The organism is Pseudofulvimonas gallinarii, assembly GCF_004343305.1.
GTDB classification, from domain to species: Bacteria; Pseudomonadota; Gammaproteobacteria; order Xanthomonadales; family UBA2363; genus Pseudofulvimonas; species Pseudofulvimonas gallinarii.
Genome location: NZ_SMAF01000020.1, coordinates 1 through 18137 on the forward strand (window position 1 = coordinate 1; position 18137 = coordinate 18137).

The 18137-nt window shown below is 66.0% G+C and carries 14 protein-coding genes and 2 pseudogenes; 4 read left to right on the forward strand and 12 right to left on the reverse strand.

The window, feature by feature from the left end:
• Positions 1-95: 95 nt before the first annotated feature.
• The 6 genes and pseudogenes from EDC25_RS11430 to EDC25_RS11455 form a co-directional block, all read right to left on the reverse strand.
• Positions 96-449 (reverse strand): annotated as a pseudogene (locus tag EDC25_RS11430) (DUF2857 domain-containing protein); the annotation flags it as partial.
• 17 nt (positions 450-466) lie between these two features.
• Positions 467-2110, reverse strand: coding sequence for a ParB family protein (locus EDC25_RS11435; RefSeq protein WP_123520805.1), 1644 nt, complete (start codon positions 2108-2110; stop codon positions 467-469).
• Entirely contained in the window at positions 2103-2351 is a 249-nt protein-coding gene (locus EDC25_RS11440; RefSeq protein WP_123520806.1) for a type II toxin-antitoxin system HicA family toxin, read from the reverse strand. The genes EDC25_RS11435 and EDC25_RS11440 overlap by 8 nt, the downstream gene beginning before the upstream one ends.
• Positions 2335-3201, reverse strand: coding sequence for a ParA family protein (locus EDC25_RS11445; protein WP_123520807.1), 867 nt, complete (start codon positions 3199-3201; stop codon positions 2335-2337). Before EDC25_RS11445 ends, EDC25_RS11440 begins: the two co-directional genes overlap by 17 nt.
• A 40-nt stretch (positions 3202-3241) precedes the next feature.
• Positions 3242-3460, reverse strand: a complete 219-nt coding sequence (locus EDC25_RS11450; protein WP_009461157.1) for an AlpA family transcriptional regulator — start codon at positions 3458-3460, stop codon at positions 3242-3244.
• Between the two features lie 110 nt (positions 3461-3570).
• Positions 3571-4332, reverse strand: a complete 762-nt coding sequence (locus EDC25_RS11455; protein ID WP_123520808.1) for a hypothetical protein — start codon at positions 4330-4332, stop codon at positions 3571-3573.
• Positions 4333-5036: 704 nt separating this feature from the next.
• On the opposite strand from EDC25_RS11455, the gene EDC25_RS11460 reads away from it, so the two are divergent.
• Both EDC25_RS11460 and EDC25_RS11465 read left to right on the forward strand, forming a co-directional pair.
• Complete coding sequence (locus EDC25_RS11460) at positions 5037-5447, forward strand: helix-turn-helix domain-containing protein (RefSeq protein WP_123520809.1); 411 nt, start codon at positions 5037-5039, stop codon at positions 5445-5447.
• Positions 5447-6691 carry a type II toxin-antitoxin system HipA family toxin gene (locus EDC25_RS11465; RefSeq protein WP_123520810.1) on the forward strand — a complete coding sequence of 415 codons (1245 nt, stop codon included), beginning with the start codon at positions 5447-5449 and terminating at the stop codon, positions 6689-6691. Before EDC25_RS11460 ends, EDC25_RS11465 begins: the two co-directional genes overlap by 1 nt.
• A 21-nt stretch (positions 6692-6712) precedes the next feature.
• Here EDC25_RS11465 and EDC25_RS11470 read toward each other — a convergent pair whose 3' ends face one another.
• The 6 genes from EDC25_RS11470 to EDC25_RS11495 all read right to left on the reverse strand — a co-directional run bounded on the left by EDC25_RS11470 (position 6713) and on the right by EDC25_RS11495 (position 16526).
• Entirely contained in the window at positions 6713-7918 is a 1206-nt protein-coding gene (locus EDC25_RS11470) for a DUF3322 domain-containing protein (protein ID WP_103739042.1), read from the reverse strand.
• On the reverse strand, positions 7915-11292 hold the full coding sequence (locus EDC25_RS11475) for an ATP-binding protein (RefSeq protein ID WP_132577530.1): 3378 nt from the start codon (positions 11290-11292) through the stop codon (positions 7915-7917). Before EDC25_RS11475 ends, EDC25_RS11470 begins: the two co-directional genes overlap by 4 nt.
• Positions 11289-11963 carry a DUF4194 domain-containing protein gene (locus EDC25_RS11480; RefSeq protein WP_132577531.1) on the reverse strand — a complete coding sequence of 225 codons (675 nt, stop codon included), beginning with the start codon at positions 11961-11963 and terminating at the stop codon, positions 11289-11291. Before EDC25_RS11480 ends, EDC25_RS11475 begins: the two co-directional genes overlap by 4 nt.
• Positions 11964-11993: 30 nt before the next feature.
• On the reverse strand, positions 11994-13466 hold the full coding sequence (locus tag EDC25_RS11485; RefSeq protein WP_132577532.1) for a DUF3375 domain-containing protein: 1473 nt from the start codon (positions 13464-13466) through the stop codon (positions 11994-11996).
• Between the two features lie 96 nt (positions 13467-13562).
• The gene (locus EDC25_RS11490) at positions 13563-14174 is read right to left on the reverse strand and encodes a type IV toxin-antitoxin system AbiEi family antitoxin domain-containing protein (RefSeq protein ID WP_123521229.1); all 612 of its coding nucleotides are present in this window, start codon (positions 14172-14174) and stop codon (positions 13563-13565) included.
• Between the two features lie 306 nt (positions 14175-14480).
• Positions 14481-16526 carry an NADPH-dependent 2,4-dienoyl-CoA reductase gene (locus tag EDC25_RS11495; RefSeq protein WP_132577533.1) on the reverse strand — a complete coding sequence of 682 codons (2046 nt, stop codon included), beginning with the start codon at positions 16524-16526 and terminating at the stop codon, positions 14481-14483.
• Positions 16527-16738: 212 nt separating this feature from the next.
• Between EDC25_RS11495 and EDC25_RS11500 the strand changes: the two genes are divergently transcribed.
• Positions 16739-17179: an ATP-dependent zinc protease family protein gene (locus tag EDC25_RS11500; RefSeq protein ID WP_123521230.1), complete on the forward strand. Its 441-nt coding sequence runs from the start codon at positions 16739-16741 to the stop codon at positions 17177-17179.
• Positions 17176-18048: pseudogene (gene rimK / locus EDC25_RS11505) on the forward strand (30S ribosomal protein S6--L-glutamate ligase); the annotation flags it as partial. The gene EDC25_RS11500 and the pseudogene rimK, both read left to right, overlap by 4 nt.
• Positions 18049-18137 lie beyond the last annotated feature (89 nt).

Consider the following 18137-nt stretch of genomic DNA (forward strand, 5'->3'; position numbering starts at 1 on the left):
CGCTTGTCCGCAGGTACCTCGCTCTTGCGTCCCATGCCTCGCTCCTCGATGGTTGGCTAACATTCCATCGGGTCCAGGGACCTGGGGGCAAGACACTTGGGCAGTCCGAGGATGTCGCGGCGCAGCGCCACTTCTTGATGCGTGAGGCCGTAGAACTTGCTGACCATCTCCGTGCTCGCTCCCAGGCGCAGCATGCGGTCCACCGTGGCGATCTCCCGCTCCACGTCGTGCACCTGGCTCAGCAGCCGCTTCAACACTTCCCGGTTCACCGACACCGAACACTACGACACCGTGGCATTCACCAGCATGCTCACGAGTTCGGGGTGCTTTAGCGCATCCAGCTCCTCCTCGCCGAAGCCCATCGCCTTGCAGCGGCGCAACTGGCCGTTGCGCAGGTCATGCAGGGCCTGGGCGATCACGGCCTGGTTGAGCGGGTGCGGTGCCGACATACGGGAGCCTCCTGCGCTCAGGAATCCTGGCTCGCTACGCCGGCTTCCAGATCCAGCAACCGGCGCGCCAGGCGCAGCAGACGGAACAGCTTCACCAGCCCGGCATCGCTCAGGCGTGTGGCCGAGCCGCCGTGGCCATGCAGCAGCGGCCCAAGGTCATCGGCCAGCCGCGCGCTGTCCAGCCCGGTCGCGGGTGCCGGCGCGGTGCTCAGCGCGTGCAGCAGGGTCAGCATCGCACGCGCGAACGCCGGCAGCGCCTTCGCCTGGCCCACGGCCGGCGTCACGCAGACGAAGCCGATGCCGCCATCGCTGGCTTCGATGTGGTCGGCCACCGCCGCTTCCCCCGCGATCTCGCGAGCGAACTGCGCGATATGCACGCGCAGGCGATCCGGCACGTCCAGGCCCGGCTCGATGTACCAGACATCCGAGATGGGAAAGAGCCCGCCAACCTGCACCGGGATCGCACGCAGCGCATCTGCCTCAAAGTCGCGTAGCTTGTCGCCGAGCTGATCCGCGACCATCCGCTGGATGGACTGCAGGCGCTCGGTGGTCGGGGCCGGCGTCACGATGTGCCCCTGCAGGCGCTCGTCGCGCTGCCCGTCCCGGGCGTTTGGTGCAGCGGCAGGTGGTGCCGAGGGTGTCTCTGCCGGTGGCGCGACGGGCGAGGTGTCCCGTGGCGTTGGCGCCGCGGGCGGCAGTTGCGGCGTGATGGCTGGCGCCGCAGGTGCGACAGGCGTTGCCGGGTTCGGCGCGGCCGGCTCGCTGGTCAATGCTCGCTGACGGCTTTCGCTGTCATCGACCTCCAATGCCAGCGTGTCGTAGTCCGCTTCCAGCAGCTCGGCCATCTGACCCACCAGTTCGTCCTGCACGCGCTGGGGCGAGAAGCCCTCCGGCCGCGTGTCGAACTGCGACAGCACATCCTGAAACAGCGAAGCGAAGTCCACGGTCAGCGGCCGGCCCAGCGCACGCCGCTCCCAGGTGCGCTCGCACGCCTTGCGCAGCACTGCGAGCCGGTCCACCTGATGCCGGCCCAATCCGCCGTACAACAGCGTCGGGATCGCCGGCAGCAGATAGCGCACCGCATCGTTCATGCGGCTGATGTGTGACTGCGGCACCGGATAGCCGTCGGCAGTCAGCCGCCGCGCGAGTTCGCTCTGCGACAGCGCCTGGCCGCTTTCCTGCTCGTAGAACTCGCGCGCCTTCTCGATGCCCAAGGCCCGCTCGATGAAGGCCAGCCCGCCGCGCAGCTCGTTCTCGGCCAGATGCCCGGTCAGCGCCACGATCTCGCCGCGCGCCGGCCACGGGCGGAACAGGAACGCAATGCGGAAGAAGCGTTCCTCCTTGGTCTCGCTCCACAATTCGCGCAGGATGGCGAGCCGCGTATTGCCACCGTTCCTGATGATGTAGTGCGCCTCGCCCGGCCGGCGCGTGATCGCCGGCGGCGCGTCCAGCCCGCGTTCGCGGATCGACGCCTTGATTTCCTCGTAGGCCGGGTTGCGCGTCACGCGCGGGTCATGTTCATAGGGGCGCAGCTCGTCCAGCGTCACCACCATCGGTGTGTCGGCGATGGGGTCGGTCAACGCCCCGGCCGAAGGACCGCTGCGTTCGAAGCCCTTGGCCAGCAGCTTGGCGGCCATGTCCTGCGGCGTCGGCTCAGCCATCGCTGCTCTCCCGAGACGCCGTCAGTACCTGTCGATCGGCGCGGCGAAGCTGCGCGCGTGCGTTGCGGCTGGCGCGGTGGTCGCTCGCAGTCGAGCTGGTATAGATCGCGGCGCAGCCGGGCTTGGTGAACATCAGGTGCCCGCCGCGCGTGCGTTTCACGTGCCAGCCTTCGCCCAGCGCGAACTCGATCAGCGCACGCAGTCGCGCATGGCCGCGGGCCAGTTCATGCGAATTCGCCATGACTGGCTCCCCCTGCGCGGCCTCTGCCGGTAACGCACGCAAAGCGCTCCCGCCATGCCGGGAACAGCTCGCCAGCCAGCGCACGCATCGTCTCCAACGCCGCAGGTGCAGTGCGGCCCACCGGCTGCCGGTACTCGACGCGATGCACTGGCAGTCCCCGTGTTGCAGCACGTGGGTAGGCTTCGATGGCCGGGACGTCGGTGTTCAGGACCTGTATGCCAGCGCGCGCCTGGAACACTTGTCGCAGGGCCTGCTGGATCAGTCGGGCGTTCGACGAAACCGGATGCACACGGTTGATGAGCAAGCGCAGCGGTGGCGGCTCGATGCCGAGGTGCCGATACGGCGCGATGTCCTCGATCAGTTGCAGCGTGCCGCGCCTCAGCTCACGCGCCGCCAGGATTTCCGGCGTCACCGGTGACAGCGCCAGACTGGAGGCCAGTACCGCCATCTCCAGCAGCACACTGCGCGCTCCCTGGGTATCGATCACCAGCAGGTCGTAGTGCGGCGCCAGCGCGGGGAGCAGGTGACGCAGGCGCAGCCGGCCGTCGGGTGCGTGCAGCAGCAGTGTGTTCAGTTCGCCGCGATGGTCGTTCGACACCACCAGGTCGAGACCCGCCACAGCGGTCTGCGAAGCCAATCGCTCGATACGCTGCTCATTGAAGGCCAGCAACTCATAGATGCCGGCAGGCGCATGCGTGTCGAGCGTGAAGTAGCTCGACAAGGTGGGCTGTACGTCCAGGTCCAGCAGCAGCACGCGCAGTCCCGCATCGGCGATGAAGCCGCCCAGGTTCGCTGCGGTGGTCGTCTTGCCGACGCCACCCTTGGTCGAAATGATGGATACCACCTGCATGGTGCGACTCCTCATGGAAGGGATTCCGGGGGGCGCGGGCTCACGCCCGCTCCCTGAGTCGATCGGTGATCCACTGATCGATCTCCACCGAATCCCAGCCGATGGCGCGTACCCCGAGGCGCAGGGGCTTGGGAAACTTGCCCTCCTTGATCAGGTTGTAGATGTGGGCGCGCTTGAAGCCGGTCTTGGCCTCGACTTCCGCGCGGCGCAGGATGCGGTGTTCGTTCGGCGTCGCGGTGGCGATGGTCTGGGCAGTCACGAGGGTCACTCCTTGGCGCTGTGTAGCGACGGTGATGGACGTGCCCCGTATTCAATAGCGCGGTTCCCGCGCAGTCACCGCAAGTGCAGGCTCGCCATCTGCACTTGCAGTCAGCGGTCCTGGGTGGCGAGATGACGCCTGGCTGCCGAAAACTTCGCCCACAGCGTTCGCTCGCTGATTCCGGACTTGTCGCCGTAGTGGGCAACCAGCGCACTGATGACCGATTCCAGCGTCTCGAAGGACGAATAGGGAACGCCATTGGGCGACATGCCCAACAGCAGGGTCAGAAGACCGCCAACGATGTTCAGGTAGGTGGACTCACTGCGGGCGCCCGGCACCCCGGAACGCTTCTCGCGCTCCGTGCGCGCCTGGTGCTCCTGGCTGAGCGTCTGGAACTGGGCATAGAGCGCATCCCAGGCTTGCACCCTGTCGGCGAGTTGGAGCTTCAACGCCTCGCGATCCATGACCAGTGCCTGCACGGCATTGACACTGATGGCCGGATGCAGGTGGCGCTCGAAGGCATCGAACAGGAAGGCCGGTCGCTGGTCGGGATAGAAACGGATCATCCATGCCTTCAGATCGACGTGGCGGATCGTGAGGCCAGGGTCATCGAGCAAGGCGGGATCGTTGCTCGTGAGGCCATCCTTGCCGTAGGGAAGGTCGAGATGCACCAGTGCGTCATAGATCCGTTCCGCGTTGAGACGAAGCTGTGGCCAGCGTGCCAGTTCGGGGTGCTCAGGCAAGCGGTTCATCCCCTTGGCGACACCGAGGATGCGGCACTCGAAGCGCGACAGCCCCGCCCACTGGATGGCCGCCTCGATCGGACGGTAAAAGACCTTGGCTTGGTGGCCGGATGAAGGTGGCTTTCGCATGGCTGCTCCCAGGTAACCGGAATCAGGACATCTGTTTCCCTCGTTGATTGGAATCGCTGCCGGGTGCGCCTTCACGTCGCGAGACGGTGGCGGCTTGGCTTGTGGGAAAGGCCGGGATGACGGATGTTCACCAGCCGCCGCCTGTCGATATGGCGCTTGTCCAACAGCACCGAGCCTCTGCGTCGCGGTATGCTTCGAGGGGTTGACTGCCCATGGCAGGATGGCTCGATAACGAGGTTTTGCTACAGACGCCATCGAGGCGAAAGACGGATTTGGTCTTCTCGCGTTAGAGCCTGGTTGTCACCGGCGTGCAAGACAGCGACGGTCTGTCAGCAGACGCGGTTCGGGCGGAATCAGGTGTGGTGATGCCGCTTAGACGGGGTGCGACGAGGTTTCGGGCAAGACCCCAGCGGTCTGCCTCCAGATCGACAAAGCATGACTCCCCGTTTCTCTCACGCGTGCGAAAGAGCCGTTTGGTGGCTCCTGCGACGGAATCGAGCGGTGAAGAGGTGAGATCACCCGTCGGATTTCATAGGGTGCTGGCAGCCCGCTGATACCTCCCCCGAACAGGACCGCTCGCAATGGAGCGGCGCGGTCACCAGAACTGCAAGAGGCAGGCATGGGCTAGATTGACTGCCCTCCATTTTTGCGTTCAAATATGAATGCTTATTCGAAAAATAAGCTCACATTTGAGGCGATAAAAGATGTCTTCTTCCGAGCAAAAACGTTCTGGCGCGCAAGTGGCGATGCCGCTGCCTGTCGCGCGCGCGCTGCGCCGCTTGGGGCAGGACATCTCGGCAGCGCGGCGCATGCGCCGCCTGAGCCAGGAAGACCTTGCGCAACGCATCGGCACGTCCCTGAGCACCGTCAGGCGCATGGAAGATGGCTATGCCGGCACCGCGCTGCACACCTTCCTGCGCGCGCTGCACGTGCTGGGCCGGCTCGATGACCTGGCCCAGGCGATGACCCTGGAGAACGATGCGCTCGGCATGGAACTGGTGCGGGAGCAACTGCCGCAGCGGGTACGCACCTCTGCCGGCAGGAAGCGGCAGGCGGGCCCCGTCGTCGGCAAAGGCGATGCGCCCGCGCCTGCCGATGACCTGGAGGGTTTTTGATGGCAGCGCCTCGGCCCACACGACGTCCGGACCTCGAAGTCCACCTGGGGGCGAGCGGCCTGGTCGTGGGGCGCCTGCATCTGGGCAGCGGCCGGCGCAGCGCGTTCAGCTACGACGAAGGCTGGCTGCGTGATGCCCGTTTCTTCACGCTGTCGCCCGATCTCCAGCCGGTGGCCGGCGTGCAGCATCCCCGGCAGGTGTTCTTCCTCGCGCTGGAGGACACCGCGCCCGACGCCTGGGGCGAGCGCGTCATCCGGCGCGCCCATGCGAAGCTGCGGCAGGAAGACCGCGACACGCCTGCACTGGACCCGGTGGACTTCGTGATGTGGGTGGATGACGAGGCGCGCGTCGGTGCGCTGCGCCTGTTCGATCCGCAATCTGGCGCCTACCTGCGCGCCGGAGGAGCGAACCGGCATGTGCCACCGCTGGTGGAACTGGACAAGGTGCTCCACGCGGCCCGCGCCCTGGAAGACGGAACGGAAAGCGTGCAGGACCTGCGCTACCTGCTCGGGCAAGGCACGTCGCTGGGAGGGGCCAGACCGAAGTCCACGGTGCGGGACACCGATGGCCGCCTGGCGGTCGGCAAATTTCCCAGCCAGGCGGATCGGCGCGACGTGATCCGGGGCGAAGTGCTGGCCATGCAACTGGCGGACAAGGCCGGCATTCGCGTGGCTCCGGCGCGTGTGGAAGTGATCGGCGGCACGGCGGTCGCCATCATCCGGCGTTTCGACCGCACCGACGATGGCGCTCGCATCCCCTACGTGTCGGCCGCGACGATGCTCCAGTCCGATGGCCGCGATGCGACGCGCGCCTACACCGAACTGGTGGACGTGCTGTTGCAGGCAGGCGCCGATCCGATTGCCGAAATCCATGAGCTGTGGCGCCGCCTGGTCTTCAACTTCCTGATCTGCAACACCGACGACCACCTGCGCAACACCGGCTTCCTGTACGACGCGCGCCAGCGCGGCTGGCGCCTGTCGCCGGCCTTCGACCTGAACCCGATGCCGGGCGACCGGCGCGAGAGCAAGACCTGGCTGAGCGAGGACACAGGCGTTATCGACAGCCGTGACATGCTGATGGCCACCGCGTCGTATTTCAGGCTGGATGCTGCGCAAGCGCAGGCGATCTGGAGCGAAGTGGCCCAGGCCGTGGCGGGCTGGCGTGCATTGGCCCGGGGATTGGGCATGCGCGGTACCGACCTGCTGGATTTCGAGCCGGCGTTCGTCGAATCGACCACGCCCTGACGACATCGGCAGGACATACCGCTACGGCCGAGAATCATCTTGAACTGTTGTCGCCAACGCCGCGCATAGCGAGCGATAGCCGATGCGTTCCTGTTCCAGCCGCAGCTGTGGCCGGATTCGGTCATTACGCAAGTCGTCGTAGAGAGCGGCTTCCTCATCGATCAGTCGGGACAAGGGCAGCGTATGGCGTTTGTCGAGGGGCTCCTCACCCCATTGAGGTGCGTGGGCCATCAGGGTAGAGCGGTCCATGAGGAACGAAGCGGCTAGCGGGAAATACTTTCGCAGGCTGTCCAGAATGGCAAAGCCATGGGTATCGATGTCTCCCCAATAGTGCAGAGAGGCGCGATGCAGCCAGTTGGCTCGGGCGAGCGCTCCCCAGCCATAGCCGGCACCGAACACGACGATGGCACTGGAGACCGGTGGGAATGCCAGGAAGTTCACCTCGTTTTCGGTGATGAAAACACGCTGCGCAGGCAAGGTGAGCGTGGCGAAGCTGTCCTCATCCAGGGTGATGTCGGTCAGTCCCGTGCAGCCGGGAAGCTGGGGCAGTTGCGGATCGAGCAAGCGCAGGCGGATGCGGACGGGCTTGCCGAGAAAGCCGTAGCGACGGGCAAACCCCGCCATCCCGGCCGCAGCGTGGTCGATGGCTTCCGGCGGCAAAGCCAGATCCAGCCACTGAGCCAGCGTACCGCGATGGGCTTCGATGAACTTGCTGTCCACGCCCGGTGCGTCGACCTGCCGAAGATAGACGCCGGGGCGCGGATGGGCTTGCACCCAGGCCACCACGGCCAGCAGGCGTGGCCAGTGTTCGGCCAGCGCCAAGGTCTGCAGCGGCGATCTGTGCAGCCACGGCAGCAGGGCGGGTTGCGCTTCGGCAGTGTGCTGCCAGAGCGCCTGGAACCGGTGGGCATCGCCGGTCTTGCCGATCATCGCCAGCGCGTCTTCCAGCATATCGATCCAGAGCGTGTCCGGCAGGCGCTGCCGGCCCTGCACCCGGTGCGTCCACTCGCGCCATTCAATGCGCACGCATGGCGTGGCGCTGATGTCGCGCACCCAGCCGCGCACGGCATCGAAACGGTTGCTGAGGTCGGCGGTGGACGGCGACTTCAGCGACAGCCGCAACGGCCAGCCCAGCGTGCCGTCGCCGACCACGGCACGCAGCAACTCGCCGCGCTGCCACAGCCGCTCGACCTGCGCACGAAGGTCGGCGGGCTGGCTCCATGTCATACAGCGCCTCCCGTGGCAGCAGCCTTCTGTGCCCGGTATTCCTCAATGCTCAGACTGCGCAGCCGCGACTCGCGGCCGCCTTCGTTGTGCACGAAGCCGACGCTAGACACGTAGGGCTCAATGATGTGGATCTTTTGCAGCGGCGTAATGATCAGCAGTTGCAGGTTGAGCTGGCGGAACAGTTCCAGCCCATACTGGGCCGATTCGTCCGAGCCGCGCCCGAAGGCTTCGTCGATCACGACAAAACGGAATGAGCGCGAGCGCACCGCACCCCATTCCAGGCCGAACTGGTAGGCCAGGCTGGCGGCCAGCACGGTATAGGCCAGCTTTTCCTTCTGCCCGCCGGATTTGCCGCCGGAGTCGGAGTAGTGCTCGTGATCGGCATCGTCTTCGCGCCAGCGCTCGCTGGCGGAAAACAGGAAGCCGTTGCGCACGTCGGTCACCTTCTGCATCCAGCGCCGGTCGATCTCGGCCAGGCCCTCACGCCCCCGGAAGCGGTCGATGATGGCCTTGACCTGCAGGAACTTGGTCTCCGAATACTGTTCGTCTTCCGAGCCGCTCAGCGCGCCTTCGGTGCAGGCACGCAGATCCTGCAGGAAGTCGCGGATCTCCGCATCGGGGCTGGGCTGCGCCAGCAACCGGATGTAGCGTCCGGGGTTGTAGTCGATCACCTGCAAGGATTGGTTGATGACATCGACCCGCTCCTTGATCGTTTCCCGCTCGCGCGCGAGCTGGGCGTTGAAGTTGGCGATCTCGTTGATGGTATTGACGTTGAGCAGCTCCTTGAAACGCGCTTCGAAGCGCGGCAGGTCGTCGTGCTGCAGATCCTTCATCAAGCGCTCGAACTCGGGCAACGCGGCCAGGCTGATGTCGATCTCGGCGGTCTCTGCCTTGAAGGCCTCCTTGAAACCGCGCATGGCGTTGATGATGCGCTCGGTCAGGCGCGAGAGACGCTTGTCTTCGGCATCGATGCGCGCCTGCAAGCCGTTGCGCACGTCCTGTTCGCGGTTGTCGCAGGATTCCACCGAGAGCTGGTGGTCGCCCAGGACTTCGGCGCGCCATCCCTCAAGAGAGGGCAGCAACACATCGTCGAGTGCGGCTTGCGCTTGGATTTCGAGAGCCTGCGCATGCTGTGCCTGGGCAGTTTCGTGCTTGCTGCGGGTTTCTCCGCGTTTGCCTTGTGCCTCGCCAAGATCGCCTTCGATCTCCTTCAGGCGCTCAACGACCTGCGCTAATTGGCTTTCCAGTTCCCGCAGGGTATCGGAGGCCGCCTTGAGGCGGTCGCGTTCATCGATCAGCCGAGCAATCTCGCGCGCCGGTGCCTGCCAGTCGATCTCGCTGTAGCGGGTGAAGACTTCGAGCTTGGCCAAAGCTTCCAGTTGCGCCTGGCATTGCCCGCGCAATCGCTGTGTGTTGGCAATGCGCAGACCAATGTCGCCCAGTCGCTGTTCCAGGCTCTCGCGTTCGTCACGCAAGGTGCGCAGCTTGTCGGCGTTACTCCAGCCCAGCACATAGCGACTGCGGTCGTCGATGCGGCGGCGGTCGTCCTTTTCGTGGCGTCCGCTCGGGTCCTTTATCTGCCCGGCGCGGGTGATGGCGCGGGTCTCGCGGCGGAATTGCTCGGTGCTGTCGCAGCAGGCCAGGTCGAAGCGGTGGTGCAGTTCGCGTTCCAGCCAGTCGTAGTGCGGCGTGTCGGGCTTGATGAGCAGCTTGCGCACCAGCGATTGGGGATGCAGGCTGATGGCCTGGGTGGGCTTGCGCGCACGTACGTGGAAGTACACCAGCCGCGTGCCCAGGTGCTGGCGTTCCACCCAATCGGCCACGTCCTTGTAGTGCGCATCCGGCACCAGCAGGGACAGGCCGAAGCCATGCAGCAGGCGTTCGGCCGCGCCCTCCCAGTCGCGCTCGTCCTCACGCACCTGGATCAGTTCACCGGCAAAGGGCAGGTCTTCCTCGGCGATGGACAAGGCGGCGCACAATGCGTCGCGGATGCGTACCTGGGCCGCATCGATATTGCTTTTTCGACGCGCAAGGCTGTCGATCTCGCTGGTCAGCACCTCATGCTCCTCACGTCCCTTGCGCAAGGCGAACTCGAATTCGCGCTCATCGTTCTCGAAGCCGACCGCCTGGGTCCGCAGATCCTCGGCACGTTGGCCGATCGAGGCATGTTGCGAGATGAAGGCGGCTTCGTCTCCCGGCGCCGCTTCGCCAATGCGCTTCAATAGCATGGTGTACGCGTCGGCTTTCTCCTGCCGTTGCCGCTTCTCGGTTTCCTGCTGCTGGATGGCGGCGGCGAGCTGTTGCAGCCGGTCGCCGCCGTTTTCGCGCAGTGCGCTTTCGAGCTTCCCCTGCTCGATGCGGGCGTTGTCTCGTTGCTCTCCCAGTTGCTTGATGCGGGCATCCCAGCGCGTCGCATCCTGAGTCAACAACTCCAGGCGCCGCTCCAGCAATGCCGCTTTCAGGCCGGCGAAGTACGGGCGCAGTGCATCGCGTCCCTCGCGCAGCACCTGGATGTCGGCGGCGATCTCGGCGTGGCGACGGCCATCGTCCACCAGTGGCGTCAACAACTCGATCTGGCGCTTGGCCTTGAGCACTGACTGGTGGGCGCGGTCGAGGTCGTCGAAATGGCCGAGCAGCGCCTCGATGCGGCTGCCCACGTCGAACGGTTCGAGCATGTGGCTGCGCACGAAATCGGTCAGGTTGCCGACCGATTTCATGGAAACCGTCTGATGGAACAGTTCCAGCGCCTGCTCGTGCTCGATGCCGAAACGGCGGCGGAACCAGGCGCCGTAGGGCGGGAAGCTGTCGTTCAGTTCGCAGCCCATCGCGCGCAGCTTCTTGCGCAGGCCGTTGATGTCGCTGCCGAATCCGGAAAAGTGCTCGGTGATGGACAGTTCCCGCTCTGCCGTGACGAACAAGCGCGCCGGCTGGCCCTGCGGTTCGCGAAACCAGAAGACCTGCGCCAGCGTGACCGCCTGGCCGTAGCCTTCGTTGCGGAACACGCCCAGGATCACGCTGTAGCTGGTGGTGTCGCGTAACGCCACCGGGCGGGCGCTGCCGGTGGTTTCGTTGCGCTCGCTCTTGTAGTGGCCCAGCACGTAGGATCGCAGCGATCGCTCACGCGTCTCGGCGCCCGCAGCCTTGTTGTAGGCGATACGCTGCGCCGGCACCAGCAGGGTGGTGACGGCATCGACCAGGGTGGATTTGCCCGAACCGATGTCGCCGGTCAGCAGGCCGTTACGCCCATCGAGCTCATGGCGCCAGACGCGCCGGTCGAACGTGCCCCAGTTCAGGACTTCCAGCCGCTGCAGGCGAAAGCCGACGCGGCTGTCGTCGGCCACGAAATCGAGCTCTTGCAGTGAGGGATCATTCATCGGCCGGCTTCCTTGTCGCGATCGGCACCTGACAATGCGGTGCGATAGCCCTCCAGGCGCGCATCGAAGTCGGCCAGCCACTGTGCATCGACGAACGCCTTGAGGATGCGCCGCACCTCGTAGCGAGGTGCCTGCTGCGCTGCGCCGGCAGCGGGCTTGAGCTTGCGCAGATAGCCCAGTTCCACCACCTTGGTGATGGTCGAATCGACCTGGTCGATGAGGCGCGCCTCGTTGGTGCCGTCCGGCAGGAACACGCGCATCAGTTCGGCGATCTCCTCGCGCGACAGCACCAGCCGGGTATCGCCGTCGCCGGCGTCGGATTCGGCCAGGCGCTTGCGCAGCAAGGCCAGCATCAGGCTGACCGGGTAGGACAGCGGCCGTCGCGCGATCAGGCGTGGCAGGCGAGGTGTGGCGTCCGCATGCTCCGGCTCCGGCTGGCTTTTGAGGAAGGCGTAGCCCTCGGCTTCGTCCAGCACCAGATCCAGCAACAACACCGCCGCCTGCTCCCGTACACGCGCCTGCAGGTTCAGCAGACTGGCCCATAGGCGCTCGTCGTCCTGGCGGTACAACACGCCTTTGAGCAAATGCACCATCAGTTGCGAGAGTTCCGCTACAACGGGCGGGAGCGACTCGGTACTGCCTTCTGGATCATCCTGATGCATATCGTTCATGGGTCTTCGCTTTATCCGTCGCAGTTTGCATCAACGCGCAAAAATCACGCGTGGCATTCGCGCCCGCCGTCGTACCGTCGAGCCATCGCTGTCCTGCATGGCCCATTCGATGATCTCCTGCACATCGTCATCCACCGTGGCCCTGAGGCCATCCAGCCCGCGGCTGCCCGCGTGGGCCAGTTCCAGCCAGGCGACCAGTTCGGCCAATCCCTGTTGCAGCGGCTGGGTCTCCAGCAACGCGCGCAAGCTGATCTGCGACTGCTGCCGCAATGCCTGCCGCAGGGCCTCACGCAGGCGGGTCTTGTCCACGACGTGCTGGTCGAACAGGCGTGCGGTGTCGATGTCGTCGTCACCGTCCTCAAGGACCAGTTCCGCCAGGCGCGGCTTGGCATGGAGCGCAAACAGGGGGCGTTCCTGCGGCAAGGCAATGTCCGCGCCCATCTCGTCGAGGCGCATCACGTCGCCAGCCGGTGGCATGTCGCGCAACGCAAGCGCCTGGGTCTCAATGCTGCGCAACAGTTCGAGGATGCGACGGTTTTCCTGGAAGGCCCGGTCATCCAGGAAGCGGCGCAGTTGCTGCGACAACTGCGCCACCATGCGTTGGGTATGTTCGCCCGCTTCCAGCCAATCGTGGTGCACCCGGCGGGTGCGCGGCTCCGGCTTGAGCGCAGCCACGGCGGGCAGATCGAGGATCTGGTCGAGCCGTGTGGACAGTTCTTCCTGGCGACGGCTGGACATCAGGAAATCCCAGAATGCACGGAAGCTGCGCCCCTGGTCGGAATCCCCGATGGCGTCGCGCTCGCCCATGACTTCGTCGAGTAAAGCCCCCTTGCTGCCGTCCCACAACGCGATCTTCTCGCGGACGCTGCGGTCGAGCTGGCGGAAGTTGTGTTCCACCTGGCGGAAATCGCTCAGCAGCTCGCGCGCCACCTGCTGGAATTGCAGGAAGCGATCCTTGATGGCCGTGTCATCCATGAGCGGCACGTCGCCGGACAGGACGCGGCCGATCTCGGCGTCGATCTCGTCGCGCTTGCGGCGCAGTTCCTCCAGGCGCCTGGCTGGATCGGCCTGGCTTCCGGTGCTGATCTGCTCCAGCAGCGCGAACAAGGTCAGCAGGCGAGATTCAGTGCCGACGAAAGGCCGTTCGGTCAGCGATACCAGCCAGGCGATGGCTTTTTCGGTGGCGGGGGTGAGATCGAACTGGGCCTCGTCGGTGCCGGGCTTGTAGAACTTGCGCAGCCAGCCCTTGTCCGGCGCGCACCAGTCATTCAGGTATTCGGTTGCGGTTTTCGGATACACCTCGACACCGAGCTGTTCGCGCAGCGCAAACAGCTCGTCTTCCAGCATTTCGGCCAGATCCGCTTCGCTCGTCAGCCGCACGTTCGGTGCAACGAACACCCGGTACAGGAAGCTGGCTACCAATGGCGCATGTGGCGAGGCCAGCAATCGCCATGCAGGATGCCGATCGCGGTATGTGGTGAGTGTGAGGTGGTCGAGTGCCATGATGGGCTGCCTTATCCGTGCCGTTCGTTGACAACGACGTCTCGATCCGAATGCACGGATCGGCTTGCCCGGAAAGCGCGAATCAAGGCGGCGTGGTCACTCATGCGAAACCGCCTCCAGGTAAGGACGCATTACATTTGCGACCCGGCAGACCTTGGCATGGCGCAATAGGTCATCGGCTGAAGCCTTGCGTGTCTTCCAGGCAGCCTTCAGCGCCTCAATGGCCACGTCCAGGCCGATCTGGTTGCGGTGCTTGAAGCAGTCCGCCACGGTTTTGGCGGCACTGTAGATCCGCAGTCTCGCGCCATCGCGTTCGTGCTCATCAATGCCCAAGGCATAGGCATCACCCGCCATCTGCACCATCTTGATCGGCGGGTGCTCGATACGTGGGGTGTGGCTGCCACGAGGCATGGCAATCCAAACCTGGCGAGGCAGTTGCGTGGTCAGTTCGTGGAACTGGAGTGCCGTCAGCAAGCAGAACACGGCTTTGGGAACCTTGACTGCAATCGAGGCGAGGTCCTCCTTCTCGGAGATGGGGTTGCCTGGCAAACGGTAGAGGCCGCGCCCGACACGCTCCAACTGCCCGGAAGTGGACAGACGTGTCAGCACCACCCGCGGCGCGCCGATGGTGTCCAAGTCGCGGGTGCGCAGGAAGCCCTGCTTGTGGAGCAGGGCAAGAGCGCGCTGGGCATGTGAGGATCTTTCCATTGCCCAAAAGATGTTCCTTGATTTCGTTGATCTTATACATCAAACGATAGAATGAAACACGTCTGCATGGAGCGCGCGTTGATGACTGACCGTGAATGTCAGCAGACAAATGCGGATAGGATCTGGTTGCCGACGCGGTACGTCCGGTACATAATCTGGCCTAATTCCGTAGCGTCAACGGAAGAAACTCGTTATCAATCAACGAGTTGAGTGCGGTGTGATGTTCCCTTCACCCGCTCCAGATTCTCCCGGCCGCATGGTCGCCGGCCTGCGCTGGGGCGGAACGCGCATCCCGGTCCCTCCGCATCAAAGGCGCGCCGCGAGGCGCGTGCCCTGGTCGATGGCGCGCTTGGCGTCGAGCTCGGCGGCGACGTCGGCGCCGCCGATCAGGTGGACCGACTGGCCGGCTTCGCGCAGCGGCGCTTCCAGTTCGCGCTGCGGCTCCTGGCCGGTGCAGAGGACGATGGTGTCCACTTCGATGCATGTGGGGTTCGCGCGCTTCTCGCCGTGGCTGATGTGCAGGCCGCGCCCGTCGATGCGTTCGTAGTTGACGCCGCCGACAAAGGCGACGTTCTTCATCTTCAGTGTCGCGCGGTGGATCCAGCCGGTGGTCTTGCCCAGGCCCTTGCCCAGCGGCGCCGGCTTGCGCTGCAGCAGCGTGACCGCGCGCGCCGGCGGCGTCGGCGCCGGACGACCGACGCCACCACGCGCGTGCGCCGGATCGGCCACGCCCCATTCCTCCATCCAGGCGGCGATGTCGCCGGCATGCGTGGAGCTGTCGTGGACCAGGAACTCGGCGATGTCGAAACCGATGCCGCCGGCACCGATCACCGCCACGCGCGCGCCGACCGGGCGCCGCTCGCGCAGCACGTCGATGTAGGTCAGCACGCGGCCGGCCTTCTGGCCTTCGGCCTGGCCGGGAATGCGCGGATCGCGCGGCGTGACGCCGGTCGCCAGCACGATGTCGTCGTAGCCGGCGGCGGCCAGCATCGCCGCGTCGACGCGCCGGCAGAGGTGCAGGCGCACGCCGGTGTCCCCGATGCGCACGGCGAAATAGCGCAGCGTCTCGGCGAACTCTTCCTTGCCCGGAATCGTCTTCGCCATGTTGAACTGGCCGCCGATGCGGTCGGCGGCATCGTACAGATCCACCGCGTGGCCGCGCTCGGCCAGGACGGTCGACGCCGCCAGTCCTGCCGGGCCGGCACCGACAACGGCGATGTGCTTCCGTCGCGTCGCCGGTTCGATGCGCAATTCGGTTTCGCGCGCGGCGCGCGGATTGACCAGACAGGTCGCCAGACGGTTCTGGAACACATGGTCCAGACAGGCCTGGTTGCAGGCGATGCAGGTGTTGATCTGGTCGGCGCGACCGCGTGCCGCCTTGGCGACGAAAGCGGGATCGGCCAGCAGTGGCCGCGCCATCGACACCATGTCGGCATAGCCGTCGGCGAGCAGCTGTTCGGCGACCTCGGGCGTGTTGATGCGATTGGTGGTGACCAGCGGAATGCCGACTTCGCCACGCAGCTTACGGGTCACCCAGGCGAAGGCGGCGCGCGGCACTGAGGTGGCGATGGTCGGGACGCGCGCTTCGTGCCAGCCGATGCCGGTGTTGAGGATGGTCGCGCCCGCGGCCTCGACAGCTCGCGCCAGCTGCACGACCTCGTTCCAGTCGCTGCCCTGCGGAATCAGGTCCAGCATCGACAGCCGGTAGACGAGGATGAAGTCCGGGCCGACCGCTTCGCGCGTGCGCTGGACGATCTCCACCGCCAGGCGCATGCGGCGCGCATAGTCACCGCCCCATTCGTCGTTGCGTGCGTTGGTGTGGGTGACGAGGAACTGGTTGATGAAGTAGCCCTCGCTGCCCATGATCTCGACGCCGTCGTATCCGGCTTCGCGGGCCCGCTGCGCACAGCGCACGAAGGCGCGGATCTGCCGCTCGACGCCACGCGCGCCCAGCGCGTGCGGCTTGAACGGTGAGATCGGCGACCTGATCGCTGAAGGTGCGACGGCGAACGGGTGATAGCCATAACGGCCGGTGTGCAGGATCTGCAGCGCGATGCGGCCGCCCTCGGCATGTACCGCATCGGTGACCTGGCGGTGGCGGCGCGCCTGGCCGGCGCTGACCAGCGTGCCGGCGAAGGGTTTGGTCCAGCCGGCAATGTTCGGCGCGAAGCCGCCGGTGACGATCAGGCCGACGCCGCCGCGCGCGCGTTCGGCGAAATAGGCGGCGAGCTTCGGCAGGTCGCGGCGACGGTCTTCCAGGCCGGTGTGCATGGAGCCCATCAGGACGCGGTTGCGCAGCGTCGTGAAGCCCAGGTCCAGTGGCGCGAGGAGGTGTGGATACGGCGTGCCCATGCGTGCGTCCTTGCTGTCCGGACGGGTCGGCCGGATCGGTTCCCCATGCTACCCGAGCCTTGTTGCCGCGCGGCGGGATCGCGGTGGCGGAACCCTTCATCCACGGCAGCCGCGACGGTGCTAATCTCCGCGCCTTCGCGACCCGGCATCGTCTTTTCCTCCTGCCCCGCTCGCATTGTCCGCCACCCGAGACGAGCCCGATCCCCACTTCCATGAGCACCGATTTCCGGCTCGCCGGCTGGCGCGAGTGGCTGGCGCTGCCCGACCTGGGCATTCCCGCCATCCGCGCCAAGCTCGATACCGGCGCACGCAGCTCGGCGCTGCACGTCGACGACATGACCCTGATCGAACGCGGCGGCCAGCGCCGCGTCCGCTTCGCCCTGCGGCCCGGGCTCGACCTGGAGCGCGTCGAGAAGGAGGCGGAAGTGATCGACATCCGTCCGGTCACCGATTCCGGCGGCCGCACGCGCGAGCGCCCGTTCATCCGCACGACGCTGCAACTGGCCGACGGCGCGCACTGGCCGATCGAAATGAATCTCACCAATCGCGCGGATATGCTGTTCCCGATGCTGCTGGGTCGTACCGCCATGGCCGGCCGGCTGGCGGTGGACCCTGCGCAGTCCTTCCTGCTCGGGCGCCCGGAGCCTCGATGAAGATCGCCATCCTTTCCCGCAACAGCAAGCTGTATTCGACGCAGCGGCTGGTCGAGGCGGCGCGCGCGCGCGGCCACAGCGTGCGCGTGCTCGATCCGTTGCGTTGCTACATGCGCATCGCACCGAACGACGTCGAGCTGCACTACAAGGGTCGCGAGCTGGCCGACTACGACGCCGTGCTGCCGCGCATCGGCGCCTCGGTGAGCAAGTACGGCACCGCCGTGCTGCGCCAGTTCGAGATGATGGGCGCGTTCACGCCGAATCCGTCCGACGCCATCCTGCGCTCGCGCGACAAGCTGCGCGCGCACCAGCTGTTCGCCCGCGAAGGGATCGCCCTGCCGATCACCGTGTACGGCGACAATCCGGACGACACCAGCGACCTGCTGGCGATGCTCGGGCCGCCGCCCTACATCGTGAAGCTGGTCGAAGGCACGCAGGGCAGCGGCGTCATCCTCGCCGAGAAGGTGTCGGCGGCGCGCAGCGTGATCGAGGCGTTCCGCGGCCTGTACGCGAACTTCCTGGTGCAGGAGTTCATCACCGAAGCCGAAGGCTGCGACCTGCGCTGCTTCGTCGTCGGCGGCAAGGTTGTCGCCGCCATGCAGCGGCGCGCCGCCAGCGGCGAGTTCCGGGCCAACATCCATCGGGGCGGCCAGGCCCATCCGGTCGAACTGACGGCCGAGGAAAAGGCGCTGGCCATCCGCGCCTGCCGCACCGTCGGCCTGGGCATCGGCGGCGTCGACCTGTTGCGTTCGCGCCGCGGTCCGCTGGTGCTGGAGGTCAATTCGACCCCGGGACTGGAAGGCATCGAGGGCGCCACCGGGGTGGATGTCGCCGGCGCGATCGTGCGCCATCTGGAAAGCAGCGTGCGCAAACGCCGCGAACAGGCCGACGAACGCCGCCAGGCCGAACGGGCCCGGAATGGCCGGGCAGCCAGGGCGGCCGCCGTTTCCCGAGGTTT

Coding starts and splice junctions, on each gene's coding strand:
- EDC25_RS11485 (WP_132577532.1), bottom strand. CDS start 13,466: ATGGCACTCGACCACCTCACACTCACCACATACCGCGATCGGCATCCT.
- EDC25_RS11470 (WP_103739042.1), bottom strand. CDS start 7,918: ATGACATGGAGCCAGCCCGCCGACCTTCGTGCGCAGGTCGAGCGGCTG.
- EDC25_RS11455 (WP_123520808.1), bottom strand. CDS start 4,332: ATGCGAAAGCCACCTTCATCCGGCCACCAAGCCAAGGTCTTTTACCGT.
- EDC25_RS11445 (WP_123520807.1), bottom strand. CDS start 3,201: ATGCAGGTGGTATCCATCATTTCGACCAAGGGTGGCGTCGGCAAGACG.
- EDC25_RS11475 (WP_132577530.1), bottom strand. CDS start 11,292: ATGAATGATCCCTCACTGCAAGAGCTCGATTTCGTGGCCGACGACAGC.
- EDC25_RS11500 (WP_123521230.1), top strand. CDS start 16,739: ATGAGCACCGATTTCCGGCTCGCCGGCTGGCGCGAGTGGCTGGCGCTG.
- EDC25_RS11490 (WP_123521229.1), bottom strand. CDS start 14,174: ATGGAAAGATCCTCACATGCCCAGCGCGCTCTTGCCCTGCTCCACAAG.
- EDC25_RS11480 (WP_132577531.1), bottom strand. CDS start 11,963: ATGAACGATATGCATCAGGATGATCCAGAAGGCAGTACCGAGTCGCTC.
- EDC25_RS11435 (WP_123520805.1), bottom strand. CDS start 2,110: ATGGCTGAGCCGACGCCGCAGGACATGGCCGCCAAGCTGCTGGCCAAG.
- EDC25_RS11440 (WP_123520806.1), bottom strand. CDS start 2,351: ATGGCGAATTCGCATGAACTGGCCCGCGGCCATGCGCGACTGCGTGCG.
- EDC25_RS11465 (WP_123520810.1), top strand. CDS start 5,447: ATGGCAGCGCCTCGGCCCACACGACGTCCGGACCTCGAAGTCCACCTG.
- EDC25_RS11460 (WP_123520809.1), top strand. CDS start 5,037: ATGTCTTCTTCCGAGCAAAAACGTTCTGGCGCGCAAGTGGCGATGCCG.
- EDC25_RS11495 (WP_132577533.1), bottom strand. CDS start 16,526: ATGGGCACGCCGTATCCACACCTCCTCGCGCCACTGGACCTGGGCTTC.